A 15,910-nucleotide genomic window follows, 5' to 3' on the forward strand; every position below is an offset into this window, starting at 1 on the left:
CCACGCTAGACCTTCCAGTGCACTGGAAGGTCAAGCCGGTTCCTTGCCGTCGCTTCGCTGCGCTTTCCCCGGGTCAGGTCGCAGGCGAGAGTCGATCAGGCGCCAGACGTGCCGATGCGGCATCCCACGTCAGTCGTGGGACACCACCTGGCAACGGTCACGTCAGTCGTGGGACACCACCTGGCAACGGTTCGGGTCGGCGCAGTCCGCCGGGTCGAGCGCGTCCGCGCGGGCGGAGAGGGCGAGCAGCTCCGCGCGCGCCGCCTCGAGCGAGGCGATCTGCGCGTCGATGTCCGCGAGGTGACCCTCGAGCAGGGCGCGGGTGTGCTGGCAGGTCCCACGGCCAGCGGCCTTCATGTCGAGGATGGTGCGCGACTCCTTGAGCGTGAGGCCCGCGGCCTGCGCATCGCGGATGAACCGCAGCCGGTCCGCCGACTCGCCGTCGTACTCGCGATAGCCGGACGCGGTGCGCCCGGGGTCGGGCAGCAGCCCGATGGATTCGTAGTACCGGACGGTCTTCGCCGTCACCCCCGCCTGGTCCGCCAACTCGCCGATGCGCATGGCTCCAGCGTACGCCAAGGTTCCAGCGCGCTGGAAGCCTGCACCGCGCCAGCACGGCCCAGTCGAGGGCGGTACGGTGGCGCCATGCGCTCCCAACCTCGCACCCTCGGCCTGCTCGGCGGCATCACCTGGCACAGCTCCCTCGAGTTCGAGCGCCTGCTCAACGAGGGCGTCAACGCGCGCCTGGGAGGCTCGAGCGCTGCGGACCTGCTGGTGCGCTCGTACGACTTCCAGCAGATCTCCGACCGCCAGGCAGCGGGCGACTGGGACGCGATGGGCGCGCTGTTCGCCGCGGACGCTCGCAAGCTGCAGGACGCCGGTGCCGAGGCGATCATGATCTGCGCCAACACCATGCACAAGGTCGCTCCCGCCGTGGCGGACGCGATCGACGTGCCACTGATCCACATGCTCGACGCGACGGCGGAGGCGATCCGGACGGCGGGAGTCGAGACCGTCGCGCTGCTCGGCACCGGATACACGATGCGCGACCCGTTCTATCGCGACCACATGGCGGCCAGGGGGATCACCACGATCGTCCCCGAGGAGCCCGCGTTGGACGACGTGCACGACCTGATCTACGGCTCGCTCGCGCGCGGCGTCGTGCCCGAGGGCGCGCCGGCATGGATCCGGGGCGTGTACGACGAGCTGCGCGACCGTGGCGCCCAAGGCGTCATCTCCGGATGCACGGAGATTCCGATGGTGATGACCGCCACCGACGTCGAGCAGCCCTACTTCGACTCGCTCGCGCTGCACGTCGACGCCGCGCTCGAGTTCGCGCTCGCTGACTGACGCGCCCTGCCACGGACCCGCCGAGCCTGCACGCGCATCGGCGCAAATGACCCGATACCTGGACATTCGTTGCTACTGGCGCGGACATGCAGTTCTTCACACGGGCGTGTCGCGACGCTAGCCTGAAGGCCATACTGGGATCGCAGGCGCGAGCCCAGGAACGATGAGCTGAGGGGCACATGGGAGCGGCGACGCGCGCAGCCGAGGCTGCGCAGACGCCCGCCGGACAGGGGGGTTGCGCGCAGCGCGCCCAGATCGCGGCCGCGCGCATCGTCGCGTACGACTTCCCCGACCGCACCGCTGCGGAGCGCGCTGCCATGCTGCGGCGGCTGGGGCTCACGCGCATCGTGTGGGACTGGCGCGAGGACCACATGCTCCGCTTCGACGAGGAGATGGACGCCCTCGCAGCCGAGCGCATCGAGGTGGTGGGCCTGTGGTGCCCCATGCCGCTCGCCGACCAGGGCGCGCCCGATGCCGACGCCGCGCTGGGGGTCATCGACCCGCACGTGCGCATCCAGGTCGAGTCGCTCCATGCGCGCGGCATGCGCCCTGACCTGTGGACGTGCGTCGAGTTCGGCCAGGAGGGCACGCCCGCTCGCCTCGCGCCGAGGATCCAACGCGCACGCGTGCGCCGCTGCGCGGATCACCTCGAGCCTCTCGCTCTGCTCGCGCGCGAGCACGGCATGTGCGTCGCGCTGACCAACCACCTGGGCTGGTTCGGCGAGCCCGAGAACCAGGTCGAGGTGATCGAGGAGCTCGGCTCTCGCGGGCTGCGCAACGTCGGGATCGCGTACCAGTTCCAGCACGGCCACCATCATGCGCATCGGTTCGATGAGGTGCTCTCCGCGATGCGGGGCCACCTGGTCGCAGTGGCACTGTCGGGCATCGACGCCGATGCGGTGCAGACCGGCCGCAAGATCCTCCCGTGGGGCGCGGGGCGGCTCGACCGCAAGCTCGCCCACCAGCTGATGGCCTCGGGGTGGGAGGGGCAGATCGCCGTCCAGGGGCACAGCGCCGACGACGCCGAGCTGCGCCTGCTCGACAGCCTCGAGGGCATCGAGTGGATGCTGGACCGCTGGCGGGGAGTGCGTCACGCGCGCCCGGTGCCGCGCATCGCGACACCCGCATGGCCCGAGCCCGTGGGCATCGCCGGACCGTACATGGGCATGTCGCTCATGAGCAGGCGCCTGCGACGACGGCTGGTCGAGGCGGGCAAGGCGGCGCCCACGCTCGCGCGGGTGCGCGTCTCGCCCAGTGAGCCAGAGCCCATCACGCTGCCACCACGAGCGGTCGATGGCGCCGCTGGCTCGCAGCCCGACGGCTCGGGCGCGCCGATGCGCGACCAGGTCGCCCCGGAGAGCGCGGTGCCTCTACCTGGTGGAGCGCACGGTCAAGCGGAGCACGGTGACGGCGAGCGCGGCCTCGCCGCCGCCGACACGGCCGCCGGCTCCCCGGCGGCAGGACTCGAGTCGTTGCCCTCCCGGCGAGCACAGCGGCGCGCGTCGACCCACGGACCCACAGGCGTCGACGCGGGCGCCGAGCCATCGCCTGTCGAGAGACCCGGAGCCCCAGCGCCGCGGCGCTCCCGAGGAGGCGCCGCCGGCGCGCTGGCCGCGATTCACGCCGCGCGCCAACAGTTCCGCAAGGCCGACCCCCCTGCCGTCGAGTGGCCCGCTGCGCCCCCGCCCGGTGCTGCATCTCACGCTGCTCCACCTCACGCTGCGCCACGTCGTGAACGCGGGGCTGCGACCGAGGGCTTCGCGAGGGGCGACGTGGCGAGCGCATCCGGCGACAGCGCGGGATCGCACCCGCTGTCACCGCTGACGTCAGCGCCGCGCGCGGGGCGGCGCTACAAGCCCGCGCAGACCCGCGGTGCCGACGAGCTCCCGCTGCGCATCGCGCGGCGCGAGGTCTCGCTCGAGGCCCCCGACCCGTACACGGGGGCCATCCACGCGCTCCTCACTCACCTGGAGAGCGCAGGCTTCACGGGCGCCCCGCGCAGCTTCGGGTGGGACGCGCAGGGCCGGCACCTGGTCGAATGGGTCGACGGCGTTCGCGCCGACCACCGCGACGCCCCAGCGCGCGCTCTCGACCCGGCGCGCATCGGCGCCTTCATGCGTGACATGCACGACGCCCTCGACGGCTTCACGCCTCCTGCCGACGCTCAGTGGTTCGACGGGCTGCCGGGACCGGGCGGCGACCTCATCATCCACCAGGACATCGCGCCGTCGAACCTCGTGATCGCCGGGGACGGACGGCTCATCGCGATCGACTGGGACGCGGCGGCGCCCGGCACCCGCCTGTGGGACATCGCGCACGCGATCCACGCGTTCGCCCCGCTGCACGGCACCGGGTTCGAGCTGTCGACCCAAGCTGAGCGGATGCGCGCGTTCGCGGACGGATACGGGCTGGACGACGCCGAGCGCGAGCGCCTGCTGCCGCTGCTGTCGTTGCGCTCGGAACGCATGCACGACTACCTCGCGCAGATGCGCTCGACGGGCCAGTCTCCCTGGCTTGAGCTGTGGGAGCGCGGCGTGGGCGAGGTGTGGGAGGCGGACGCCCGCTGGATCCGCGACCACGAGCCGCACTGGCGCCAAGCGCTGCTGAGCTGACTCCCCCCTCTCTTCTGGCGCGAAACGGATCCACTTCGCTGGCCCGGTGCCGTAGAACAGCGAGATGGATCCACTCCGCGGGGAGGGGAGGGAGGGGCGCGTGGCTACCAGCCCGCGGCGTCCATCACCTCGGCGGCCACGACCAGCCGGTCGCGGTCGCCGGCGTTGTCGACCACCGCATCGTCCAGGTCGAGCGACCGTAGGACCGCGTCGAGCTCGACCGTCCGGGCGTGCGCGAAGTCCTGCCAGTAGCCCTCGGGCTCGCGCGCGGTCAGTCGCGCGAGCCGAACGTCCTCCGGAGCGTCGACGCGCACCACCGTGACCTCGGCCGGGCCGGCCACGGGATCCGCGAAGGCGCGTGCGTACCGCTCCCGGTCCTCGGGATCCTCGACCACGCGCGGCAGCACCATGAGCCCGAAGCCTGCGTCGCGGTAGTTGGGCGCGATCGCGGCGAGGTTGGCGAACAGCAGCCTCTGATTGAAGGGGTCGGCGTCCTGGCGGGGCTCCGCCTGGCACAGCAGGTCGGCGTCGACGTAGCCGGAGTGCGCGCCGCGCTCGGCCAGCAGGTCGTGGACAGCCGCAGCGACGGTGGTCTTGCCCGCGCCCATCGTGCCGTTCACGATCAGGACCCGCGTCGCGAGGTGGCGCTGGTAGCACCGCGAGTCCGGCTCGTCACGGTACTCGCCGTACGGCTCCATCGCGATCCAGCCCGACGACTCGTACAGCGCCATCGCCTCCGGCTGCCCGGTGCCGGTCTCGAGGATGAGCCGGGTCGCGCCGGCGCGCCGCGCGGCCTGCTCCGCGACGCCGAGCATCACCCGCGCGTGCCCGAGGCCGCGGTGGACGGGGTCGACCCAGAGCCGCTTCAGCTCGACGTCGCCGGGCAGCGACTCCGCGTACGGTGACCACCGGGCCACGATCGAGGCGACAGGAGCGCCGTCCTCCGCGTAGCCCACCCAGGAGCCCACGAGCGTCGGGAAGACGGTCTCGAGGACCAGGTCAGGCTCGTCGTAGCGCTCGGCGAGGTCGCGCTCCTGCGCCTTCCACAGCGCGTGGGCATGGGCGTCGTCGGCACGGACGCGGCGGACGGTGAGCATGGCGTCATCCTAGAAGCGCCGATGCGCGGGCTGGGTTCACGTCCGGCCCCCGGCTTCCGCTCCTGGTGGTCGATTCTGGTTCATCGACGGCCTTAGCCGAGCGAGTTGGGCCCAACTCGCGCACGGGGCAGCGCAGGAGGTGGCGCGGGATGTCCGGCGGGACAAGAGGGCTAGAGGCCCTGGCCCGCGTCCCACAGCCGCTCGGTCGTCCCCGCGAGGAGCGCGTCAAGGTGGGTGGCCTGGGCGTCGGTGAGCGCCGCGACGTAGTCGATCACACCCCGACCGATGGCGCGCTGGCGCAGCTCCTCCTCGTCGACGTCCGGCAGGGCCTCCGGCCTCTCGCGACGCACCGTCAGGTAGTCCTCGGTGGCGAGGTCCACCAGGTCGAGCAGGCGGCGGGGGGCGCGGCGGACATCGTGCGGGTCGTCGAGCCATGCGGCGAAGCCGTCGACCAGCCTCTCCAGCACGCTCGCCTGGCCGCGCTGGTAGACGGCCAGGTCGGGCCGGTCGAGGATGAAGCGCTCGTGCAGGAACTTCAGCACCGCGACCTCGTGCCAGGCGGTGCGGTCGAGCGACACGTGGCCCGAGCGATGCGCGGGCTCACGATGCACCTCGATCGAGGACTGGAGGTGGCGAATCCACGTGGTCGTGAAGCCCGCGAGCGACCGGTCCGCCGCAAGGGAGCCGTCGAACGGCACCGTGAGCAGCCCCTCGACGACCTCCTCGGTGACCTTCTCGACGGCGGCGTCGAACGCGTCGGCATCGGCGATCCAGGGGTCGCGCTCCTCGAGGCGGCGCCACAGCAGCTCGAGAGAGTGACCGGGCGAGCGGCTGGTGTCGCGCAGCGTCGCGGTGTCGAGAGCGCGGATGTCGGCGAGCTCGCGCCCCCACTCGCGGAACTCGCCCGCGATGGTCGCCTGGTTGAGCAGCCCCGCGCGGTAGAAGTCGTCCAGGTCGTGCAGCGAATAGGCGATGTCATCGGCGATGTCCATCACCGAGCACTCGAGCGTCTGCTGACCTGCCTCGATCTGGGGGTAGGCGCTCAGGGCGTCGAGGCCGTCCGCCGCGTCGATCACATACATCGAGAACTTGCGGCTGCCGGCCCCGCGCCTGTCGCCTCCCTGGCCGCGCAGCCACGGGTACTTGAGCACGCCTGCTCGCACCGCCCGCGTGAGGTTCAGCCCCACGCCGGCGGTGTCGTGCTCGTCGAGCCGGGTGAGGATGCGATACGTCTGCGCGTTGCCCTCGAAGCCCTCGCGAAGGCGAAAGCGGTCGCGCGCGAGCCGGTCGAGCGCCCGCTCGCCCAGGTGGCCGAACGGTGGGTGGCCCACGTCGTGGGCGCTCGCCGCGGCCTGCACCACCACCGGGTCGCAGCCGCCCAGCTGTCCCACGAGCGTGCCCACGGGTCCGGTGTCGCGGTGCAGGTGCATCGCGATCGCGCGCGCGACCGCCGCCACCTTCACCGAGTGCGTGAGCCGGTTGTGCACCGCGAGGCCGGCGCCGGACTGCGAGATGACCTGGGTGACGGCGGACAGGCGCGAGAAGTATGGCGAGAAGCGGATGCGCTCGATGTCGACGCGGTAGTCCGGCCTGCTCTCCGCCAGCTGGAACTCGTCCAGCTCCTCGGGTGCGCGCCGGGCGAGGCGGGGATCGGCGTCTGTCATGCCCCCCATCCTGGCGCATCGGCCCCTCGCGGCGCCCTCGCACGCCGCTGCCCTCCCCCATCGCCCCAGCCGCGACACGAACTCGCAGATCGACTGCGCACGACCGGCCTCCCGGCCGCGTGGGTGACGCCACGGGCGCCAGTTGGTCTGTGAGTTCGGTACACGAGCGATGCGGCAGATCCCGCGCGCGGGGGAATCCGCCCGACAGACCTGACGTTCCGTGCCCATGATCAACATCGGCTTCCTGAGCTTCGGGTGGTTCTCCGCCGCGCCGGGCTCCAAGGTCCGGACCGCGGGCGACCTCATGCATGACACCATCGCGCTTGCCGAGGCCGCCGAGGATGCCGGCATGGACGGCGCGTGGATCCGCATCCACCACTTCGAGCAGAACACGTCCTCGCCGTTCCCGCTGCTCGCCGCCATGGGCGCACGCACCGAGCGCGTCGAGCTCGGCACCGGCGTCATCAACATGCGCTACGAGAACCCGCTGTACATGGCGGAGGCCGCAGCCACTGCCGACCTCATCGCCGGCGGCAGGCTCCAACTGGGAGTGAGCCGCGGCAGCCCAGAGCCCGCCGCCGACGGCCCCGGTGAGTTCGGCTACCCGCTTCCCGTGGGCAAGCTTCCCGTCGAGGACGCCGCCGAGCGCATCGCGAGGTTCCGCGAGGCGATCTCGGGCGCCGGCATCGCGCTGCCTGGGCCGCGAGCACACGGGCGTGCGGGCGAGCGTCTGCCCATCCAACCCCAGTCCCCCGGCCTCAGCGACCGCATCTGGTACGGCGCCGGTGGCGAGGAGTCCGCCCGCAAGGTCGGCGAGCTGGGCATGAACCTGATGTCATCCACGCTGGTCGAAGGCGGCACCGGTGAGCCGCTCGGCGTGATCCAGTCGCGACAGATCGACGCGTTCCGCGAGGCGTGGTCCGAGGCCGGCCACGACGGCACCCCGCGCGTCTCGATCTCGCGCTCGATCATGCCCATCATCGACGACGAGACCCGGATGTACTTCGGCACCACTCTCGAGCGTGACCTCATGGGCGCCAACCGCGACCAGGTGGGCGAGATCGACAACTTCATCGCGACGTTCGGCAAGACGTACGTGGGCGACCTCGACAAGATCGAGGCGGAGCTGCGCGACGATGCTGCGGTCCAGTCGGCGGACACCGTCCTCGTGACGATCCCCAATCAGCTGGGCGCGGACTTCAATCACCGCACCTTCTACGCCCTCGCCGAGCTGCGAGACCGGCTCGCCGGCGCGCATACGGGGCCCGCTCCAGCATCGGCTCTACGAGGACGGACCGGCGACGGTCACCGCGACACGCGGTAGCGCAGGAACACCGTGCCGGACTGGAAGGTGCGGCTCTCGGCCAGTTCGAGGTCCTCGCGGCGCCCGTCGTGAGCGAAGAACGGCGTGCCACCGCCCACGAGGACGGGATCGACGAACAGCTGGTACTCGTCGATGAGACCAAGCCCGGCGGCCTGCGTGGCGAGGTCAGCGCCGCCTATGGCGATGTCGCCATGCTCGTCAGTCTCACCTCCAGGCTCGGCGCGCAGGCGCTCGACCTCCTCGACGAGCCCTCCGGTCGCGAGCCGAGCCGATGCGTCCACCTCCTTGAGGGTCCGCGAGAACACGACCTTGGGCAGCGGGTTCCACAGCTCCGCCCACTCGCGCTCGGCATCGCCGAACGATGCGGCCACGGCAGGGTCGTCCCAGTAGGCCATCGTCTCGTAGAGGCGCCGACCGAGCAGGTGCACGCCGACGCGGCGGATCTCCTCGATGTGGAACGCGAACACCTCGGGCGAAGGCTCCGACCAGTCGAATCGGCCGTCGCCGTCCATGATGTAGCCGTCGAGGGACAGGCCCATCGAATAGGTGACACGGCGCATGGCACACCCTCCTCCCCCTGCCTGTGATGGTACGGCCGTCGGCGGCGACGTGCGCGGGGAGGCCCGGCCGTGCGCCGGCCGTGCGCAGGTGAGATGCTTCACCTAGCAGGGACCGGAGAGGAGCTGCCGATGACCCGCGTCCGCGTGGACCTGAACATCTCGCTCGACGGGTTCGCGACCACCACCGATCAGACGCCGAACAACCCCTTCGGCGACGACTGGGGACGCCTCACAGCGGACTACGTGGCGACGCGCACGTTCCGCGAGCGCGTGCTGCACATGGCGGACGGATCTGGCACCACGGGCGTGGACGACCGCTACGCCGCTCGCTACTTCGAGGACCTGGGTGCGGAGATCATGGGCGCCGCGATGTTCGGTCTCCACCTGCACGGCGACGATCCCGGCTGGCGCGGCTGGTGGGGCGAGGAGCCGCCGTTCCGCGTTCCCGTGCTGGTCCTGACGCATGCGCCGCGGCCTCCGATCCACTTCGAGAACGGCACCCGCTTCGAGTTCCTCTCCGCCACGCCACGCGATGCTCTGGCACGGGCGAAGGAGCTGGCCAGCGGCGGTGACGTGCGCATCGGCGGCGGTCCGACCACCGTGCGGGCCTTCCTGCGCGAGGGGCTGGTCGACAGCCTTCACGTCGCCATGGTGCCGATCCTGCTGGGTCGCGGCGAGTGGCTATGGCAGGGGCTGCGTGGCCTCGAGGCCGGCTACCGGGTCGAGTCCGAGACCGCGCCCAGCGGCGTCACGCACCTCACCTTCGAGCGCGAGGCGGCCTCGTAGCAGGGCCGATGCTCGGGCTGGCTGGTGCGCTCAGTCCCCCGGGCAGGTCCCCTGGGCGGGATACAGCAGGCGAAACCGCTCGCAGATCACGGGCATGTCCGGCTCGAAGCCGCGCGGGCTGTCGGAGTGCTCGCGCCAGTAGCGCTCGTGCACGGCCCTCCAGTGCGCGAGGGTGCGGTCGCCCTCGCCCTCGCTCGCGGCGTGCTCGGCATCGACCTCACCGAACGGGACGACTTCGATGCGAGTGGTCTCGAGCAGCGCTCGCGGCACCCCCGCACCGTCGAGGATGATGCTGAGGTCACCGACTGCAGGGATGGCCTCGCCGGTGTGCTCGAGGTCCCACAGGGAGCTCGCCGTGCCGGTCTTGGCGCCCTCGAGCACCAAGGCGAGCAGGCCGTCCGCATGCTCGGGCGTCGCGCCGAACGCCCACACCTCGGGGAGCGCCTCGGGGAGCGCAGGATCCTCCGAGCGGCGCGCGGCCCAGAACGCGGTGACAGCAGCGTTCGTCACTCCGAGCCACCCTGCGAATGTGCGCTGGGCCGTCCCTGGCGCACCGGGCGCGTGCCTGAGGCGCCCATCCGCGTGAGCCGCTCGCGTGATCGCGCAGGCTCCGACTCGACGATCACGAGCCCTTGAGGCCCAGCGCGGTCCGCGGCGCCGCCTGATCTCCCGCGCGCGGCAGGATTCGCGGGCGCGCGGGGTCGGTGTTGTCGAGGATGACGAGCGCGCGCTCACGCGGTCCCACCTCGGAGCGGTAGATCAGCTGGCCATCGAAGTACCGCCGCTGGATCGGGTCCTCGGGGTCTCGCACGAGTCCGTCGCGCTCGACCATGCGGTCGAACCGCACGGAGAAGGGCGCCTCGACCCAGATCACGGCGTCCCATCGGTCCGCGAGGCCCGGGTGCTGCATGAACAGCCCGTCGGCCAGCAGCGTCACGTCGTCGCCCACCGAGAACGACGGCACGTCCTCCACCAGCTCGTCGGAGTCGAGGTCGTGGTGGCGCAGTGTCACCGTCCGGTCGCCGCCAGGCCCGAGCGGGTCGAGCACCTTGGCGATGAAGGCCCCGTGGTCGAAGCTGTCCTCCCAGAAGCCGCGCGCGGAGGTGCGGCCCTGGCGGTACCGGTGCTCGGCGGGGTGATGGAAGTCATCCATGCTCGCCTCGACCACGTCGCGGCCGCGCTTGCGCAGCCACGCCGCGAGCTCGCGGCGCAGGATGGTCTTTCCCGACGCGTCGGGGCCGTCGATCGCGACGAGCACGGGGCGGCCCTGTGGCTCAGGCAGTGCCTCGGCAACGGTGCCGATGACCTTCTCGCGACGCGTCATGTCTCAGCCCGTGGCGACCAGCCTCGAGATCGCCGAGGTGAAGAAGCCCAGCCCATCGGTGCCGCGCCGGCCGTTGAGGATCGAGTCCGGACCGAAGCCGGGCTCGACGGCGTGCTCGGGGTGCGGCATGAGGCCCACGACATTGCCCCGCTCGTTGGTCACGCCGGCGATGTCGCGGCGCGAGCCGTTCGGGTTGGATCCCACGTAGCGGAACGCGACGCGATCCTCGGCCTCGAGCGCGTCGAGGGTGCGCTCGTCGGCGACGTACTGGCCGTCCTGGTTCTTGAGCGGGATGGTGATCTCCTGGCCCTGCTCGAAGTCGGAGCTCCACGCAGTGTCCGCGTTCTCGACACGCAGGACCTGGTCGCGGCAGATGAAGTGGAGATGCTCGTTCTTGATCATCGACCCCGGCAGCAGGTGCACCTCCGTGAGGACCTGAAAGCCGTTGCAGATGCCGAGCACGGGCATGCCGCCGCGCGCGGCGTCGACAACGCGCTCCATGATGGGCGCGAAGCGGCTGATGGCACCCGCGCGAAGGTAGTCGCCGTAGGAGAACCCGCCGGGTAGGACGACGGCGTCGACGTCCTGCAGCGACTCGTCCGCGTGGAAGAGGTTGACGGCCTCGCCGCCGGCCAGGCGCACGGCGCGTGCAGCGTCGCGATCGTCGAGCGAGCCGGGGAAGGTGACGACCCCGATGCGCGCCATCAGTCGGCCACCTCGACGGCGACGACGTCCTCGATCACGGGGTTCGACAGCATGGTCTCGGCGGCCTCGCGAGCCTTGCCGAGCATCTCCTCGGTCACGTCACCGTCGACGGTGAGCTCGAAGCGCTTGCCCTGGCGAACCGCGGCGAAGCCCTCGTATCCCAAACGCGGCAGGGCGTTGCCGACGGCCTTGCCCTGCGGGTCGAGGATCTCGGGCTTGGGCATCACGTGAACGACGATCGTGGGCATGGTGCGAGTCTACCGGGAGCGCGCCAGCGCGCGGGCGTCCGTCAGCACACCCAGGCGTACTCGATCTCCGTGGTCGTGAGCCATGTCGCGAGCTCGCCGTTGTCCGAGGACCAGTGCGCGAAGCCGTTGGCGTACACGACCAGCGTGCCGGTGTCGTCGCCGGGCTCAGGGGCGACCACCGTGCGCAGGTGAGAAGGACGCAGCGCCGATGCGCGGGCGAAGCCAAGGTTCGCGTCACCAGGAATGGCGGAGAGTGCGACACCGCTCGCCTCGCTCTGGGGAAAGTCCCAGGTGTTGGCGGGCGTGAACGGGTAGTAGGTCGTGTCGCCAGCGATCAGCGTCTCGTTACCGCACGCCGGGTAGTACTCGACGCCCGCGACGGTGTGCACCACCTCGCCGGGTGTTCCGAGGTCGAGCTCCTCGTCCCAGTCGATCGGACCGGCCGGACCGTTCCCAGCCGCCGCGCACCCGGCGAGCACCACTCCACTCAACGCCACAGCGACACCCAGCGCGCGCATCGTCCCTCTCCCTTCCCGGGCGACGTCGAGCGCCGCCGCAGGGAGGACGGACGAGCCGCGCCGAGCGTTGGGTGCCGACTAGGCGGATGCCCCCTGGACGGAACCGGTGAGCTCCTCGCCCTCCTCGCCGACGACGAAGCACGCGACCTGACGGTCACCTGCATCCCAGGTCTCCGGCGAGGGGTACGTCACGCTGTAGTAGTACCGGGACTCGTCATATGGCACACCGACGTATGCCTCGAAGCTGTCGTAGCAGACGGCGTCCGCCTGAGTGTCGATGTCCGCGGGGTACGACTCGTCGGTGAGCTCGTGCGTGGAGTAGACCTCCCCATGGTGAGGCTGCGCGCAGTCGACCGTGTCCAGCGCGCCGACCTCGCCCTCGCCCTCCTGCGCGACGGTCGGCTCGATCACGCACTCGCCCACGGAGACCTGCAGCTCCTCGACGTTCACGGCCCCGAGTCCCAGCATGGAGCAGCCGGACAGCGCGAGCACTGATGCCGCAGTGGCCGTGATGAGCGTCCTCATGGATGTTCCCCCTCGTCTTCGCCGGAGTCGGCGGGATCAAGATAGCAGTCGCGGGCCGCGTCAGACGCCATCCTCATCGGCCTTTCATCGGGGGTGCGGGCGGCTACGCTGGCGGCCATGAGCGCATGGGTTCAGGCCGCCTCGACGCCGGACATCGTCGACTCGGCGCTCGGGACCCTGCGAACCGCGCTCGAATACATCGGCACGGTCGCCTTCGCGATCTCGGGGGCCGTGGCGGCCGGCCGCAAGCGCATGGACGTGGTCGGAGCGATCGTGCTCGCCTGCATCGTCGCCGTCGGCGGCGGAACCCTGCGCGACGTGCTCCTCGACGAGCCCGTGTTCTGGATGGTCAGCCCATCCTTCCTGCTCGTCGCCGCGGCGGTAGGGCTGATCGTGGCGCTGCTCGCGCGGTGGCATCCGCCGGACCGCCTCGACCGCTACCGGATCGTGCAGCTGTCGGACGCGGCCGGGCTCGCGGTCTTCGTGGTGGTCGGCACGGGCATCGCGCTGGACTCCGGCGCCTCCGCGATCACCGCCGCCGTCATGGGCGTCATCACCGGCGTGGGCGGCGGCGTGGTGCGCGACATGCTCGCCAATGACGTGCCGGACGTCTTCCGCAACGGCCAGTTCTATGCCACCGCAGCGCTCGCCGGGGCGGCGTCGTACGCGCTGCTGCTCTGGCTCGACGTCCCTCGCCATGTCGTGTTCTGGGTGCCGATCGTCGTGGTGCTCGCGGTGCGCATCGGCTCCCTGCGCTTCGGGTGGGGCGTGCCGACCATCGGCGGGAAGCCGGTGGATCTCACTGCGCACGACGAGCCGCGCGAGTCCGCCTAGTTCTTCGCGAGCCTGTCGTACGCCTCGAGGTAGCGCTGGCGGGTGCGCTCGACCACGTCCGCGGGCAGCGCCGGCGGCGGCGTGTCCGACGCCTTGTCCCAGCCGCTCTCGGCACTCGTGAGCCAGTCGCGCACGAACTGCTTGTCGAAGCTGGGCTGCGCGCGCCCCGGTTCCCACGTGTCCGCTGGCCAGAACCGGCTCGAGTCCGGCGTCAGCACCTCGTCGGCGAGGACGATGCGCCCCTCGCCATCTCGGCCGAACTCGAGCTTGGTGTCGGCCAGGATGATGCCCTTGTCGGCGGCGATGTCCCGAGCGCGCTCGTAGACGGCGAGGGTGAGGTCGCGCAGCGCGGCCGCGTCCTCCTCGCCGATCTCCGCGACCACCTTCTCGAAGCTCACGTTCTCGTCGTGCAGGCCCACCTCCGCCTTGGTGGCAGGCGTGAAGATGGGAGTGGGCAGGCGCGAGCCGTCCGTGAGGCCAGGGGGCAGCTCGATGCCGCACACCGTCCCGAGCTCCCGGTACTCGACCAGGCCCGAGCCCGTGAGGTATCCCCGTGCTACGCACTCCACGGGGAACATGTCGAGCCGCTGGCAGACCATCGCCCGGCCCTCCACCGCGACCGGCACCGGTGCCTCGACGGTGTGGTCGGGGACGATGTCCCGCAGCCGGTCGAACCACCAGAGGCTGAGAGCCGTGAGCACCCCTCCCTTGCCGGGGATCTCCGTGGGCAGCACCCAGTCGTAGGCGCTGATCCGGTCGGACGCCACCACCAGCACCACGTCGCCCCGCGGGTGCGGGTCCACGGGCTCGTACAGGTCGCGGATCTTGCCCGAGTAGACGTGCCGCCATCCGTCCACCTCGGGCGCGGTGGGCTCGATCACGTGGCCGGGCATCAGGAGTCGGCCTGGTCCGTCGCCGCCGCGAGGGCGATGTCGGTGCGGTGGTGGGAACCCGCGAGGCCGATGCGCGACAGCGCCTCGTACGCCGTCGCCCGAGCATCGGCCAGGCTCGCGCCGCGCCCGATCACTGACAGCACCCGGCCGCCCGCGCTCACCAGCTCGAGCGCGTCGTTGGTCGCGGTCCCGGCGTGCAGCACGTGAGCACCGTCCACGGCCTCGGCCTCGTCGATGCCGGTGATCACATCGCCCGAGCGTGCGCTCTCCGGGTAGCCGTGGGAGGCGAGCACCACGGTGACCGCCGCGTCCTCACTCCATTCGAGCGGCGGGAGCTCAGCGAGCCTGCCCTGGGCCGCGGCGAGCAGCACCTTGCCCAGGGGCGTCTTGAGGCGCGCCAGCACCGATTGCGTCTCCGGGTCGCCGAACCGAGCGTTGAACTCGACCACCCGCAGCCCCTTGGACGTGAGCGCGAGACCGCAGTACAGGACGCCCTGGAACGGGGTGCCGCGGCGAGCCATCTCGTCCACGGTGGGCTGCGCGACGGTCTGCACGACCTCCTCGACCAAGCCCGGCGGCGCCCAAGGCAGCGGGCTGTACGCACCCATGCCGCCGGTGTTGAGACCCTGGTCTCCGTCGAACGCGCGTTTGAAGTCCTGGGCGGGCTGGAGCGGCACCACGGTCGCGCCGTCGCAGATGCAGAACAGCGACACCTCGGGGCCGTCGAGGTACTCCTCGATGACCACGGTGCCGCCGGCCGCGATGATCGCCTCGCCGTGCTCGGTCGCCTGCGTGAGGTCGTCGGTGACGACCACCCCCTTGCCCGCCGCGAGGCCGTCGTCCTTCACGACATACGGGGCGCCGAACTCGGCGAGCGCCGCGGCCAGCTCTGTGGGGGTGATGCACACTCGCGGCTCGGCGGTGGGCACCTCGGCCGCCGCCATGATCTCCTTGGCGAAGGCCTTCGAGCCCTCGAGCATCCCGGCCGCAGCGGTGGGGCCGAAGCACGCGATGCCCACCTCCCTGACCGCGTCCGCGACACCTGCGACCAGCGGCGCCTCCGGCCCGACGACCACCAGGTCGGCTCGCACGTTCACCGCGAGGGAGGCGATCGCCACGCCGTCGTTCGGGTCCTGCGAGTGCAGCGTCGCCAGAGCGCCGATGCCAGGGTTGCCGGGGACGGCGTGGAGCTCGGTGACGCTCGGGTCGAGGTGGAGGGAGCGGGCGAGCGCGTGCTCGCGGGCCCCGGAGCCGACGATCAGTACCTTCACGGTGGCGAGTCTAGCGACGCGCAAGATCAGCAGGATTCGCCGATGAAGGTCTCCTCAACGGTGAACCCCGTGGTGTGACCGGTCTCGGCGTCGACGCTGACCGGCCACACTCGCGTCGAGTCCGGGTGGACTCACCTTTCGGGCATTTCACTCTCGAGTGAAACGGCGAGAAGGGAGTGCCACCTCCACCCGCTGCGCG

General features: G+C 71.4%; 17 protein-coding genes. 5 read left to right on the forward strand and 12 right to left on the reverse strand.

Annotation, left to right across the window (positions count from 1 at the left end; translation table 11 throughout):
• Window positions 1-162 precede the first annotated feature (162 nt).
• The gene (locus tag B7K22_RS05185; protein WP_084038923.1) at window positions 163-561 is read right to left on the reverse strand and encodes a heavy metal-responsive transcriptional regulator; all 399 of its coding nucleotides are present in this window, start codon (window positions 559-561) and stop codon (window positions 163-165) included.
• A gap of 84 nt (window positions 562-645) precedes the next feature.
• Here B7K22_RS05185 and B7K22_RS05190 point away from each other — a divergent pair, with 84 nt between their 5' ends.
• Window positions 646-1,350, forward strand: coding sequence for an aspartate/glutamate racemase family protein (locus B7K22_RS05190; RefSeq protein ID WP_084038924.1), 705 nt, complete (start codon window positions 646-648; stop codon window positions 1,348-1,350).
• Between the two features lie 179 nt (window positions 1,351-1,529).
• Window positions 1,530-3,962, forward strand: a complete 2,433-nt coding sequence (locus B7K22_RS05195) for a hypothetical protein (RefSeq protein WP_084038925.1) — start codon at window positions 1,530-1,532, stop codon at window positions 3,960-3,962.
• A gap of 104 nt (window positions 3,963-4,066) precedes the next feature.
• Here the strand turns inward: B7K22_RS05195 and B7K22_RS05200 are convergent, their stop codons facing one another.
• Window positions 4,067-5,059 (reverse strand): GNAT family N-acetyltransferase, encoded by a 993-nt coding sequence (locus B7K22_RS05200; RefSeq protein WP_084038926.1) that lies wholly within the window; start codon window positions 5,057-5,059, stop codon window positions 4,067-4,069.
• A gap of 170 nt (window positions 5,060-5,229) precedes the next feature.
• Window positions 5,230-6,723, reverse strand: a complete 1,494-nt coding sequence (locus B7K22_RS05205; protein ID WP_084038927.1) for a deoxyguanosinetriphosphate triphosphohydrolase family protein — start codon at window positions 6,721-6,723, stop codon at window positions 5,230-5,232.
• A 226-nt stretch (window positions 6,724-6,949) separates the two neighbouring features.
• Here B7K22_RS05205 and B7K22_RS05210 point away from each other — a divergent pair, with 226 nt between their 5' ends.
• The gene (locus B7K22_RS05210; protein ID WP_084038928.1) at window positions 6,950-8,047 is read left to right on the forward strand and encodes an LLM class flavin-dependent oxidoreductase; all 1,098 of its coding nucleotides are present in this window, start codon (window positions 6,950-6,952) and stop codon (window positions 8,045-8,047) included.
• On the opposite strand, the gene B7K22_RS05215 is transcribed toward B7K22_RS05210, so the two are convergent.
• Complete coding sequence (locus B7K22_RS05215) at window positions 8,029-8,607, reverse strand: dihydrofolate reductase family protein (protein ID WP_084038929.1); 579 nt, start codon at window positions 8,605-8,607, stop codon at window positions 8,029-8,031. The two genes, B7K22_RS05210 and B7K22_RS05215, sit on opposite strands and share 19 nt — an antisense overlap.
• Window positions 8,608-8,736: 129 nt before the next feature.
• Here B7K22_RS05215 and B7K22_RS05220 point away from each other — a divergent pair, with 129 nt between their 5' ends.
• Window positions 8,737-9,393 carry a dihydrofolate reductase family protein gene (locus B7K22_RS05220; RefSeq protein WP_084038930.1) on the forward strand — a complete coding sequence of 219 codons (657 nt, stop codon included), beginning with the start codon at window positions 8,737-8,739 and terminating at the stop codon, window positions 9,391-9,393.
• Window positions 9,394-9,423: 30 nt separating this feature from the next.
• Here the strand turns inward: B7K22_RS05220 and B7K22_RS05225 are convergent, their stop codons facing one another.
• The 6 genes from B7K22_RS05225 to B7K22_RS05250 all read right to left on the reverse strand — a co-directional run bounded on the left by B7K22_RS05225 (window position 9,424) and on the right by B7K22_RS05250 (window position 12,713).
• The gene (locus B7K22_RS05225) at window positions 9,424-9,903 is read right to left on the reverse strand and encodes an ASCH domain-containing protein (protein WP_084038931.1); all 480 of its coding nucleotides are present in this window, start codon (window positions 9,901-9,903) and stop codon (window positions 9,424-9,426) included.
• 112 nt (window positions 9,904-10,015) lie between these two features.
• Window positions 10,016-10,717: a hypothetical protein gene (locus tag B7K22_RS05230; RefSeq protein ID WP_084038932.1), complete on the reverse strand. Its 702-nt coding sequence runs from the start codon at window positions 10,715-10,717 to the stop codon at window positions 10,016-10,018.
• Window positions 10,718-10,720: 3 nt separating this feature from the next.
• Entirely contained in the window at window positions 10,721-11,422 is a 702-nt protein-coding gene (gene purQ, locus B7K22_RS05235; RefSeq protein WP_084038933.1) for a phosphoribosylformylglycinamidine synthase subunit PurQ, read from the reverse strand.
• Window positions 11,422-11,670 carry a phosphoribosylformylglycinamidine synthase subunit PurS gene (gene purS / locus B7K22_RS05240; protein ID WP_084038934.1) on the reverse strand — a complete coding sequence of 83 codons (249 nt, stop codon included), beginning with the start codon at window positions 11,668-11,670 and terminating at the stop codon, window positions 11,422-11,424. The genes purQ and purS overlap by 1 nt, the downstream gene beginning before the upstream one ends.
• A gap of 41 nt (window positions 11,671-11,711) precedes the next feature.
• Entirely contained in the window at window positions 11,712-12,188 is a 477-nt protein-coding gene (locus B7K22_RS05245; protein WP_144276243.1) for a hypothetical protein, read from the reverse strand.
• Window positions 12,189-12,266: 78 nt separating this feature from the next.
• The gene (locus tag B7K22_RS05250) at window positions 12,267-12,713 is read right to left on the reverse strand and encodes a septum formation family protein (protein WP_084038936.1); all 447 of its coding nucleotides are present in this window, start codon (window positions 12,711-12,713) and stop codon (window positions 12,267-12,269) included.
• 117 nt (window positions 12,714-12,830) lie between these two features.
• Here B7K22_RS05250 and B7K22_RS05255 point away from each other — a divergent pair, with 117 nt between their 5' ends.
• Window positions 12,831-13,547: a trimeric intracellular cation channel family protein gene (locus tag B7K22_RS05255; RefSeq protein ID WP_084038937.1), complete on the forward strand. Its 717-nt coding sequence runs from the start codon at window positions 12,831-12,833 to the stop codon at window positions 13,545-13,547.
• On the opposite strand, the gene B7K22_RS05260 is transcribed toward B7K22_RS05255, so the two are convergent.
• Window positions 13,544-14,440, reverse strand: a complete 897-nt coding sequence (locus B7K22_RS05260; RefSeq protein ID WP_084038938.1) for a phosphoribosylaminoimidazolesuccinocarboxamide synthase — start codon at window positions 14,438-14,440, stop codon at window positions 13,544-13,546. The two genes, B7K22_RS05255 and B7K22_RS05260, sit on opposite strands and share 4 nt — an antisense overlap.
• Entirely contained in the window at window positions 14,440-15,711 is a 1,272-nt protein-coding gene (gene purD / locus B7K22_RS05265; RefSeq protein ID WP_084039784.1) for a phosphoribosylamine--glycine ligase, read from the reverse strand. The genes B7K22_RS05260 and purD overlap by 1 nt, the downstream gene beginning before the upstream one ends.
• Window positions 15,712-15,910: the final 199 nt, after the last annotated feature.

Source organism: Demequina sp. NBRC 110053 (assembly GCF_002090095.1).
Taxonomy (GTDB): domain Bacteria; phylum Actinomycetota; class Actinomycetes; order Actinomycetales; family Demequinaceae; genus Demequina.